General features: G+C 72.8%; 7 protein-coding genes and 1 pseudogene. 5 read left to right on the top strand and 3 right to left on the bottom strand.

All coding sequences use genetic code 11. The annotated features are described in order from the left end of the window. The 5 genes and pseudogenes from IF09_RS0120520 to IF09_RS0120500 form a co-directional block, all read left to right on the top strand. A pseudogene (locus IF09_RS0120520) lies at positions 1-280 on the top strand (ATP-dependent helicase); the annotation flags it as partial. Between the two features lie 64 nt (positions 281-344). Beyond that, positions 345-650, top strand: coding sequence for an SCO5918 family protein (locus IF09_RS0120515; protein WP_030297758.1), 306 nt, complete (start codon positions 345-347; stop codon positions 648-650). A gap of 441 nt (positions 651-1,091) precedes the next feature. After that, positions 1,092-3,758: a SpoIIE family protein phosphatase gene (locus tag IF09_RS0120510; RefSeq protein WP_030297755.1), complete on the top strand. Its 2,667-nt coding sequence runs from the start codon at positions 1,092-1,094 to the stop codon at positions 3,756-3,758. A gap of 122 nt (positions 3,759-3,880) precedes the next feature. Further along, positions 3,881-5,026: an ABC transporter substrate-binding protein gene (locus IF09_RS0120505; RefSeq protein ID WP_030297752.1), complete on the top strand. Its 1,146-nt coding sequence runs from the start codon at positions 3,881-3,883 to the stop codon at positions 5,024-5,026. A gap of 94 nt (positions 5,027-5,120) precedes the next feature. Next, positions 5,121-7,589, top strand: coding sequence for a SpoIIE family protein phosphatase (locus tag IF09_RS0120500; RefSeq protein ID WP_051832687.1), 2,469 nt, complete (start codon positions 5,121-5,123; stop codon positions 7,587-7,589). Between the two features lie 15 nt (positions 7,590-7,604). Here IF09_RS0120500 and fusA read toward each other — a convergent pair whose 3' ends face one another. From fusA to IF09_RS0120485, 3 genes are all read right to left on the bottom strand, one after another. Beyond that, positions 7,605-9,695, bottom strand: a complete 2,091-nt coding sequence (fusA, locus tag IF09_RS0120495; protein WP_030297748.1) for an elongation factor G — start codon at positions 9,693-9,695, stop codon at positions 7,605-7,607. Positions 9,696-10,080: 385 nt separating this feature from the next. Continuing rightward, positions 10,081-10,617 carry a hypothetical protein gene (locus tag IF09_RS40425; protein WP_051832685.1) on the bottom strand — a complete coding sequence of 179 codons (537 nt, stop codon included), beginning with the start codon at positions 10,615-10,617 and terminating at the stop codon, positions 10,081-10,083. A 70-nt stretch (positions 10,618-10,687) separates the two neighbouring features. Further along, entirely contained in the window at positions 10,688-11,719 is a 1,032-nt protein-coding gene (locus tag IF09_RS0120485; protein ID WP_030297745.1) for an SCO0930 family lipoprotein, read from the bottom strand. Positions 11,720-11,743 lie beyond the last annotated feature (24 nt).

Here is an 11,743-nt window from a genome sequence, read left to right as displayed (position 1 = left end):
CGGCAGCGTCGTCACCCTCGTCACCCCCAACCAGCGACGCGACATGACCCGCCTCATGCAGGCCGCCGGGATCACCCCGCAGACCACCCAGGTCCGCTCCGGTGAGGCCGAGTTGCAACGCATCACCGGCGCGCGGACCCCGTCCGGCATCCCCGTCGTCATCACGGCGCCGGTGAGCGAGCGCCCCAAGCGCAGCGCCTCCTCGCGCGGCCGGCGCGGCCGCCCCTCGGCCTCGCGCAGCGGCGGCCGGCGCCAGGGCACGTTCGACGCTGCGGCCTAGAGCTCCCGCGCGCCCAGCTCAGACCCCCTTCCGTACTTCCCCCTCTTCCCGCGAGTGAGGCATCATGCGCTGTGTCATCGCCCGGTTCCCGTTCGACCTCACCAAGGCCGGCGTGCAGGAATCGATGAAGGGCGTCAAGCCCGAAACCGTCGTGGGTGAATCGGTCGTCATCGGCCGTCGCGCCTACCCCGTCATGCAGGTGGGACAGGTCATCACCCGCCAGGACCGCCGTGACTTCAGCGCCGGCGAGGTCATCCGGGCCATGGCCCAGCTCGGCTTCGTCGTCCGCGGGTTGCCCGAGGCTCCCGTGGTGGCCCCGAGCCCGCTCCAGCAGGCGTCCGCGATGCTCGGCAGCCCCGTCTCCGTCTGAGCGGCAGAACGACACCGAAGGCCTCGACCGGTACACACCGGTCGGGGCCTTCCTCGTACGCGGCGTCCGCGGGCGCGAGCACCCGCCCGCGGGGAAGGAAACGCACCGGGATCGACGGACGGTGTCGCACCTCCTCGGGGGCCTGGCCAGAGGTGGTGGGGCCCGGCGTCGAACGCCACGCCCCCGCTCTGCGGAGGGGCGCCCGGACCGCTGCTGCGCCGCGGCCGTCGCTCCCCCCGCTGCCGACAGCCCGTAGAGGTTAGAGAATGGACTATGAGCAACCTCCTGGGACCTTTCCGGCGGTGGCTGCTCGGCTCGACCACGAGCTCTTCCTCTCCCCCTCGGCGTCCCCGCTCAGGACGCCACCAGGAGCACCAGGAGCACGCCCGGCCCCCCGAGGCAAGGGCGCGGCGGCCGCAGCGTCTGTCCTCCCTGCTGAGCGTGCGCAGCGTGGCCGGCGAGGTGTTCCTCCTGCAGCTGGCCGTCGTGGTGCTCCTCGTCGCCGCAGCGGTGGCGGCCCTCGTGGTGCAGTCCCGCAGCGCGGCCATGCTGGACGCCCGGCACCGTACGCTCGCCGCCGCCGGGACGTTCGCGGAATCCCCGGGAATCGTCGCGGCCCTGCGCAGCCCCCATCCGAGCGCGCTGCTGCAGCCGAGCGCCGAGGCGGCCCGGAAGATCGCCGAGGTCGACGGCATCAACGTGTACACGCTCGACGGGGTCACCGTCGCCCACAGCGACCCGAAACAGATCGGGAAACGCGTCGTCGGTCCCTTCGCCGGGGCGGCGGCCGGCAAGTCCTTCACCGAGACGTTCGAAGGGTCCCTGGGCCGGTCCGTGGTCTCCGTGGTGCCCGTCAAGGACTCCCACGGCGCGGTCATCGCCGTCGTCGCCTCCCCGGTCACCGTCCAGAACGTACAGAGCATGGTGAACCGGCAGCTGCCGGTGGTCCTCGGCAGCGCAGCCACGGTGCTCGCCCTGTCCGCGGGCGGGACGGCTCTGGTGAGCCGCCGGCTGCTGCGCCGCACCCATGGCCTGGGACCGGCCGAGATGACGAGGATGTACGAGCACCACGACGCGGTGCTGCACGCGGTGCGAGAGGGCGTGCTGATCGTCGGCGGCGGCGGACGGCTGCTGCTGGCCAATGACGAGGCGCGGCGGCTGCTGGATCTGCCGGTGGACGCGGAAGGGCTCCCCGTCGAAGACCTGGGCCTGGAGGAGGGGATCGCCGATCCGATCGCATCGGGCCGTTCGGCGACCGACGAGCTGCACATGGCAGCCGATCGGCTGCTGGCGGTCAACATCCGGCCCACCGCCCCCTACGGTCAGGCCGGGACCGTCGTCACGCTGCGCGACACCACCGAGCTGCGGGCGCTCTCCGGCAGGGCGGAGGTGGCCCGGGAGCGGCTGAAGCTGCTCTACGACGCGGGGGTGCAGGTCGGAACGACGCTGAACGTGGAGCGCACCGCGCAGGAACTGGCGGAAGTGGCGGTCCCGCGGTTCGCCGACGTGGTCACGGTCGACCTGCTGGACCCGGTGCTGCGCGGCGAGGAGCCGCCCGAGGCGAACACGGAGATGCGCCGCACCGCCGTCGTCGGCCTGCAGGGCGACCACCCGCTCACCCCCGTCGGCGAGCTGATCCGGTTCGCCCCCGCCGGTCCCATGGCCGCCGGGCTGGCCGGCGGCCACGCGGTCCTGGAGGCCGACCTGCGCGCCACCCACCGCTGGCGGGCCCAGCACCAGGCCAACGCCTCGCAGATCCTGGACCGCGGCATCCACTCCCTGATCGTCGTGCCCCTGCGGGCCCGGGGCGTGGTGCTGGGGATGGCCGGCTACTGGCGGGGGCAGGGCTCCCCGCCGTTCGACGAGGAGGACGTGTCCTTCGCCGAGGAGCTGACCGCCCGGGCGGCCGTGTCCGTCGACAATGCCCGCCGCTACACCCGCGAGCACACCATGGCCGTCACGCTGCAGCGCAGCCTGCTGCCCCGGGGCGTGCCGGAGCAGTCCGCCGTCGAGGTCGCGCACCGCTATCTGGCCGCCCAGGCCGGGGTGGGCGGTGACTGGTTCGACGTCATCCCGCTGCCCGGCACCCGGGTGGCCCTGGTGGTCGGTGACGTCGTCGGACACGGTCTCCACGCCGCCGCCACCATGGGCCGCCTGCGCACCGCCGTGTACAACTTCTCCACCCTCGACCTGCCCCCGGACGAACTCCTGAGCCACCTGGACGAGCTGGTCGCCCACATCGACGCCGACGAGCAGGAGTGGCAGGGGATCACCGGAGCCACCTGCCTGTGCGCCATCTACGATCCCGTCTCGGGGCAGGTGACCGCGGCCACCGCCGGGCATCCGGGTCCCGGCCTGGTCCACCCCGACGGAACCGTGTCCTTCCCCGACGTGCCGGTCTCCCCGCCGCTGGGCCTGGGCGCGGGTCTGCCGATGGAGACCATGACGCTCACCGTGCCCGAGGGCTCGCGGCTGGCGCTCTTCACCGACGGGCTGATCGAGAGCCGCGACCGCGATCCGGACGCCGGCCTGGCCGCGCTGCGCGCCGCCCTGGCCGGGCCCGCCCGCACCCCGGAGGAAACGTGCACCGCGGTGATCGACGCGATGCTGCCCACCAGGCCCAGCGACGACGTCGCGCTGCTGGTGGCCCGCACCCGACTGCTGGACCCTGCGCGGATCGCCGAGTGGGACCTGTCCCCCGAACCTGCGGCGGTGTCCCCGGTGCGCAACGCGTGCGCCCGCCGGCTGGTGGACTGGGGCCTCGAGGACATCGTGTTCACCACGGAACTCATCCTCAGCGAGCTGATGACGAACGCGATCCGCTACGGCACCGAGCCCATCCGGGTGAGGCTGCTGTACGACCGGTGCCTGGTCTGCGAGGTCTCCGACGGGTCCAGCACGTCCCCGCACCTGCGCCGGGCCGCGGACACCGACGAGGGCGGCCGCGGCCTGTTCCTCGTCGCGCAGTTCGCCGAGCGCTGGGGCACCCGCTACACCGCCCGCGGCAAGATCATCTGGAGTGAGCAGGCCCTCCACGACGGGCCTGCGCCGCCCGGGGCGGATCTCGGGAACGCGCTCCTGGAGGGGTGGGACGACGAGGGGGTCTGAGGACGCGCCGGTACGGCAGCCGCACGCAAGACGGCGGACACCACCGTCTGGGACTGCGCCGCCGAGGCCGCCGCCCGTACGCTGGCCTCGATCAGTACGCGACCGCCCGTTATGGAGCCTCTGTGCCCGCACCCCGTCTCCGTACCGCCTCCGTCGCCGCCTGCCTGGCCCTCACGGCGGCGCCCCTCGGTGGCTGCGGGGACGAGCCCGCCGCCGTGCCCAGAACGCCCGCGGTGGCCACTTCCGCGGCAGACGCCGGCGGCATGGCGGCACTGACCGCAGCAGCGAAGAAGGAGGGCGCACTCAACACGATCGCGCTCCCGAGGGACTGGGCCAACTACGGCGCGCTGATCGACGGCTTCGAGAGGAAGTACGGGATCAAGGTCACGGCGGAGAACCCGGAGGGCACCAGCCAGGACGAGGTCAACGCCCTGAAGGAGCACAGGGGCGAAGGCCGCGCCCCCGACGTGATCGACGTGGGGGGCTCGTTCGCGCAGTCCGCGGCTCGGCAGGGCCTGCTCGCTCCGTACAAGGTCGCCGCGTACGACCAGATCCCCGAGGAACAGAAGGACCCGCAGGCCCGCTGGTACAACAACTACGGCGGCTACATCTCGATCGGCTGTGATGCCAAGCGCGTCAAGACCTGCCCCTCGACCTTCGCCGATCTGCGCAAGCCCGAGTACAAGGGCCAGGTCGCGCTCAACGGCAATCCCACCAGGTCCGCCTCCGCCTTCGCCGGAGTGTATGCGGCGGCCCTGGCGAACGGGGGGTCCTTCGACGACATCCAGCCCGGTATCGACTTCTTCGCCGAGCTCAGCAAGAACGGCAACTTCATCCCCGTCGAATCGTCACCGGCCGCCATCGCGGAGGGCCGGACCCCGATCAGCATCGACTGGGACTTCCTCAACCTCGGATACGCCGACGCGTTCCGCGAGAAGGGCACGGACGTCGACTGGCGGACCGCCATCCCCTTCGACGGCAGCTTCGCCGAGTACTACGCCAACGGGGTGAACGAAGACGCCCCGCACCCCGCGGCGGCACGTCTGTGGCAGGAGTACGTCTTCAGCCCGGAAGGCCAGAACATCCGGCTCGGCGCCTATGCCCGCCCCGTCCTGATGGACGCGATGAAGAAGGACGGCACCCTCGACAAGGCCGCTGCGGAGAAACTGCCGACGGTCGAAGGCACCCCGGCGTTTCCGACGGAGGCACAGACGGAGAAGGCGAGGGACACCGTCAACCGCGGCTGGGCCAAGGCCGTCTCGGGCTGAGGTCCCGACCCACGCTGCACAAGCGGTGACGCAGAGCGATAATTGCACGGGTAGGGCAGGAGTCGTTCCGCAGATCCGGAAGTGGGGCGCAGCGATGCACGACCCGGTGTTCCGCGATGCCTCCGGCGTGTTTTCGGATGCGGACGAAGACACCTACGCCCTCCTCGACGCGCGCGGCGTGGTCATCGGCTGGGGCCCGGGGGCGGAGCGGCTGCTCGGGTACACCGCCCGGGAGGTGCACGGGTGGCGCGGGTCGGATCTGCTGGTCAGGCGGACGGAGCTCGGGCACGCCGTCCTGCGGCACCGCAGCGGGCGCGGGGTCGAGGTGGCGCTGCACGCGCGTCCCATGGTGTCCACCACCGGTGACCGGCAGTGGCTGATCCAGGCGACCGACACCGACGCCACGCGCCGGCAGGAGCTCAGCGAGGCCCTGATCAGGGGGCTGTTCACCGAGTCCCCTTTCCTCATCGACATCTTCGACACGCAGCTGCGCTTCATCGCGCAGAACGACGCCCTGCGGCGCGGCGGGGGGTTCGCGAACGAGGAGTTCGTCGGGCGGACCATGTCCGAGGTGGCGCCGCCCGATCTGCTGGACATGGCGGCCCTCGAGGCGCGGCAGCGCCATGTCCTGGAGACCGGTGAGGCTCTGGTCCAGACCGAGGTACGGGGCCTGCTGCGGGGTGATCCCGACCGGCAGCACGTCTGGTCCGAGACCATCCTGCCGCTGCGCAGCAGCTCCGGCGAGCTGATCGCGCTCGCGCACGCCGTGGCCGACGTGACCGAACGGGCCCGGGCCCGTGAGCGGTTGGCGCTGATCAACGACGCGAGCACGCGCATCGGCACCACGCTGGACGTCCTGCACACCGCGCAGGAGCTCGTCGACGTGGCGGTCCCGGAGTTCGCGGACCACGCCTACGTCAACCTCCCCGCCCAGGTCTTCGGCGGCGTGGAGCCGCTCGTCGGCCCGGTGGGCGAGGCCGAGACGCTGCTGCGCGCGGCGACTTCCTCCGCACCCGGGATCCCGGTGAAGGCGGCGGTCGCAACGGGCGATCCCGACCCTTTCACCACCGGGCCGGGCTCCCTGTTCACCCGGGCCATGGCCAGCGGCGAGCCGCTGCTGCTGACGGGCGAGGAGCTGATCGCGGAACTCACCCCCGTCGACCCCCGGCAGGCCGGGCGGGTCCGTGCGTACGGAGTCCACTCCTGGCTGCTCGTACCGATGTCCGCCCGCGGGGCGGTGCTCGGCGCCGCCGTCTTCGTACGCCACGCCCGCGCCCACGGGTTCGAGCCGGACGACGTGCTGCTGGCCGAGGAGATCGCGGCCCGCGCGGCGGTGTGCATCGACAACGCGAGCCGCTACACGCGGGAGCGGACGGCCGCCCTGGCCCTGCGGCGCAGCCTGCTGCCCCAGCGGCTGCCCGTCCTCGGCGCCCTGGAGGCGGTGACCCGCTACCTGCCGGCGCACGGCCACGCGGAGCTGGGCGGGGCCTGGTACGACGTGATCCCGTTGTCGGGCGCCCGGGTGGCGCTGGTGGTGGGCGACGCGCAGGGGCACGGCCTGAACGCCGCGGTGACCATGGGCCGGCTGCGTACCGCCGTACGGACCCTCGCGGACCTCGACCTCTCCCCCGACGAGCTGCTCTCGTACATGGACGACCAGATCCACCGGTTCGTGGACGAGCACGGCCAGGACGAGTTCAGCGGCCCGCGCCCCGGCGGGGCGGCCGGGACGACCTGTGTGTACGCGGTCTTCGATCCGATCTCGCGGCAGTGCGCCGTGGCCCGCGCGGGACATCCGCCGCCGGTGCTCGCGCCGGTGGGCGGGGAGCCCGCCCTCGTCGCCCTGCCCGCCGGGCCTCCCCTGGGCTTCGGTGGATCGCCGTTCGAGAGCACCGAGCTGACGCTGGACGACGGGGACGTACTGGTGCTGTACACGCACGGCCTGGTCGCGGCGCCCGACCGGAGCGTCGACCTCGGCCTCGAACGGATCCCGGAGGCGCTGGCGGGCATCCCGCTCGCCGCGCCGTCCGGACCCGGTCGCCGTGGGAACGGACTGGACGAGGCCTGCGACGCGGTGATCGGCCGGCTGCTGCCGGTGCTCCCGCAGGACGACGTGGCGGTGCTGATGGTGCGCCTCCACGAACTGGACGCGGGCCACCACGTCACATGGGACCTGCCCGCCGAGCCCGAGGTCGTCGGCCGCGCCCGCACGCTCGCGACGCGCCAGCTGACCGTATGGGGGCTGGAGGAGCTGGAGTTCACCACCGAGCTGGTGGTCAGCGAGCTGGTCACCAACGCGATCCGCTACGGGAGTCCGCCGATCCAGCTGCGCATGATCCGCGACCGCGAGCTGATCTGCGAGGTCTCGGACGGCAGCAGCACCTCCCCCCACGTACGGCGAGCGGAGGAGACCGACGAGGGAGGGCGCGGGCTGTTCATGGTGGCGCAGCTCGCCCAGCTCTGGGGCACCCGCTACCACGCCCGCGGCAAGACCATCTGGGCCGAACAGCCCTTCCCCGCGGGGTTCCTGGAGGAGGCGGATGCCTCCTCCAGGAATGGTTGAGCGTCGTGCCGCGTACTAGCCGGACAGGGCCTGCTGGTACGCCGCCGCCGGGACGGGGGCGTAGCCCGTGGGGCGGGCGGTGAACGTGCCCCGGCCCTGGGTGCGGCTGCGCAACCGGGACGCGTAGCCGAACAGTTCGGCCAGCGGCACGGTGGCGGTGACCGCCGTGGTCCCCGTCCTCGCCGCCGAGCCCGAGACCCGTCCGCGCCGCGCGGCCAGATCGCCCAGCACCCCGCCGACGGCGTCGTCGGGCACGGTCACCACGACCTCGACCACCGGCTCCAGCAGCTCCATCTCGGCGGCGCGCAGGGCCTCGCGCAGCGCGAACCTGCCCGCCGCCCGGAACGCCATCTCCGAGGAGTCCTTGGGATGGGTGGCCCCGTCGGTCAGGGTGACCCGCAGCCCGGTCACCGGATGGCCGCCGAGGGGGCCCTCGGCGAGCGCGTCCCGGCAGCCCGACTCCACCGCGCGGACGTACTCCTGCGGTACCCGCCCGCCGACGACGGCCGACCGGAACTCGAACGCGCCGTCACCGCCGGCCCCGCCGCTGCCGGCGTCCCCGTCCTCCAGGGGCTCGACGTCGAGGACCACATGGGCGAACTGACCGGCGCCGCCGTCCTGCTTGACGTGCCGGTACACCAGACCCGTCACGCCGCGCGCCACCGTCTCCCGGTACGCCACGCGCGGGCGGCCCACCGCGATGTGCAGCCCGTGGCTGCGGCGGATCTTCTCCACCGCCACCTCCAGGTGCAGCTCGCCCATGCCCGACAGGACCGTCTGGCCCGTCTCGGGATCAGTCCGGACCACGAGCGAGGGGTCCTCCTCGACCAGTCCGGCCAGTGCCGAGGACAGACGCGCCGTCTCGGTGCTGTTGCCCGCCTCCACCGCCACGGACACCACCGGTGCGGCGGCCTTCGGCGGTTCGAGGACGAGCGGAGCGTCCGGTGCGCACAGCGTGGAGCCGGCGCGGGTGCCCTTGAGGCCGACCACGGCGACGATGTCTCCGGCCACGGCCCGGTCCGCCTCGGCGTGCCGGTCGGCCTGCACGTGCAGGATCCGTCCGATCCGCTCGGTCCGGCCGGTGCCCGCGTCGAGCACGGTGTCCCCCTTCCTCATCGTTCCCGAATAGACCCGCAGGCAGGTCAGCCGGCCGGTCGCCGTCGCGCTCACCTTGAAGGCCAGCGCGGCGAAGGGTGCCGACGGATCGGCGGCCCGTTCCTCCACCGCCGCGCCGCTGGTCCCCCGTACCGGAGGCATGTCGGCCGGCGAGGGGAGGTAGGACACGACGGCGTCGAGCAGCGGCTCGATCCCGCGGTTGCGGTACGCCGAGCCGCACAGCACGACGACGCCTTCACCGCTGCGGGTCAGGTCGCGCAGCGCGGCGGTCAGCGTGGAGGCGGAGAGCGCCGACGTGGCGCAGTATTCCTCCAGGGCGGCCGGATGGAGCTCCGCCACCCGCTCCTCCAGCAGCCGTCGCCGGCGGCGTGCCTCGTCGTAGAGGGCCTCGGGTACGGCGCCCGTCACGAACGGTTCGGGCCCCTCACCCCAGACCAGCGCACGCATGTGGACGAGGTCCACCGCCCCGGTGAAGCCGTCCTCCTGCCCGATGGGCAGCTGGACGACCAGCGGGACCACGTGCAGCCGCTCCCGTACGGACGCGACCGCCTGGTCGAGATCGGCGCCGACACGGTCCATCTTGTTGACGAACACGATGCGCGGCACGCCGTGGCGGTCGGCCTGCCGCCACACCGACTCGCTCTGCGGTTCGACTCCGGCGACGGCGTCGAACACCGCGACCGCCCCGTCCAGTACGCGCAGCGAGCGTTCCACTTCGTCGGAGAAGTCGACGTGTCCCGGTGTGTCGATCAGGTTGATGCGGTGGCCGTCCCAGGTACAGCTGACGGCGGCGGCGAAGATGGTGATGCCACGGTCGCGCTCCTGGGGGTCGTAGTCGGTGACGGTCGTGCCCTTGTGGACCTCGCCGCGTTTGTGGGTGGCCCCGGTGGCGTAGAGGATCCGCTCGGTGACGGTGGTCTTCCCGGCGTCGACGTGCGCGAGGATGCCGAGGTTGCGGACGGTGGTCGAGGTGTTCTGGTCGGTGCGCATGGCCCGAGGTCTTTCTGCCGGATCGAGAAGAGGGCAGCGCGATTTCCGGACGAAGGAAGGACGAGGACGTACGTACCGGGACAGGGCCTGACCACGGCCCGGGCAAGCCCGGGCACACGGGGCCGGCATGCCTGCCGATCAAAGGGTCGTGTCATCCGTCGCGGACATCCGATGGCGGCCGCGCAGCCGTCATCGGGAAGGCGAAGACACCAGGATCACGTCGTACCGGGACCGGGGAACGAAGACGGCGATGCGGTGACACACGGCCCGGCTCCCCTCGATCGACGAATCGCACACCACATCCCGTGGCGGCATGAGAGCGAGTGTAGGGACACGGCAGCGGCCCGGCACCGCAATTAACCGCGGTGCCGGGCCGGACGCCCCCTCAGGAGGCGGCGGGACGCGGGGAGTCGTGCCCGCCGGTGTGGGAGGAGCCGTGGGGGGCGTCGTGTGGGGCATCGGGGGACGCGCCGGGACCGGCACCGGGGCCGGCCGCGGCGGCACCGTGGCCCGGAGCGGTCTCGATGGTTCCGCCGAGGCGGCTGCGGGCGGGGGCCAGGGCCTCGGCGGATGCCGCCGTGACGACCCAGGTGGGCCCGACGAGGTAGGTGCCGCCGTACATCTGCGCCTCCGTCAGCCAGGTCTGCCGGCCCTGCTCGGTGGTGAAGGTGGCCATCCGGAAGCCCTCCTGGCCCGCTCCGCACGCCCCCTCCCGGAGTTCCTCCGCGTCGACCGTGATCTCGGGCGTGCAGCCGAGGGCGGCGGCGATCTCCTGGAGCGGGGCGGGGCGGGCGGACGAGGCCGGGGCGGACGAGCTCGCGGCGGGATCCTGCGGACCGGCGGCCACCCGGGCGGCGCAGCCGCCGCACAGCAGCGTCGCGAGCAGCGCGGCGGCAGCGGCGATACGGGGTGAACGGGGCATGGCTGGCTGCCTCACAGGGGTCGGGGCGGGATCGGGGCCTGCGGCGCGGGACACGACGGCCCGGGGCTCGTCACGCCGTCGGGGGCACCTTCTTGCCCTCGGGGGTGACAGCGAACCAGAGCCCCTGCTTGTTGTGCCCGTTCGTCTGGCCGGGCTCGGTGTCGCCGGTGAACGTGTAGACCGGCCAGCAGTCGATCGTCAGCTGCTCGCTGCCGTCGGGCCGCTTCACCGATCCGACCAGCTTTCCGGCAATTCCCTCGGCCTTCGCCTTGTCCACGGCGGGGGCGGGCTTCCACGTGTCCAGGCAGGCACCGAGGCAGCCGAACTTCATGGGCCACGCGCTGTCCTTGTCGAATCGGTAGAGCGTGCGCCATTTCCCGTCCACCAGGATCTTGCCGAGTTTCTCGTTGTCGGCCACGGAGAGTTCCGTGCCCGCCTTCATATCCATCCCCCCCGTTCCGCCGCCGCCGTCCGTCTTCTGTTTCTTGTCGATCGCCTTCTTGCCGTCCGGTGCCAGTGCGTGCCAGGTGCCGCCGACGCCTTCGCCCTTCGCCTCGCCCGCCTTGGTGTCCTTCGCGTAGCGGTACACGGGCCAGCCGCCGAGGGTCAGCTGCTTGCTGCCGTCGGCCCGGGCGACGGAGCCGAGGAGGGCGGCGTCTATCCCGGCGGCGGCCGACGCGTCGTCGGCCGGGACGGCGGGCCATGTGGTGGCGCAGTCCCCCTCGCAGTTGGACTTGGGGGGCTGGGGCGTGTCCTTGTCGAAGCGGTAGAGGGCCATTCCGGCGCTGTCGGTGACCACGCTGCCCACGCTCGCGATGTCGCGTACGGACAGCTGTCCCGCCGGCCCGGCCTTGCCGGAGCCGGTGCCCGAGCCTGCACCCGAGCCCGAGCCGACGTCCGAGCCCGACCCGGAGCCGGCGGCGGCGTCCGCCCCGTAGCCGCCCGCGCCGCCGTAGCCCGTGTCGTATGCGCCTCCGAGGGGCTTGCCGGCCCCCGCCGGCTGTACGGAGTTCGAGTTGCGCGCAGTATTGTCGCCGCTTCCGCAACCCGCCGCCAGCAACAGAACCGCGGCCACCGATCCGACAGTTGTCAAACGACGCATCTTGTTCACGATCACTCCTTCGGG

This window comes from Streptomyces katrae, from assembly GCF_000717655.1.
In the GTDB taxonomy this organism is placed as follows: domain Bacteria; phylum Actinomycetota; class Actinomycetes; order Streptomycetales; family Streptomycetaceae; genus Streptomyces; species Streptomyces katrae_B.
This window is presented reverse-complemented; position numbering and strand designations above follow the sequence as displayed.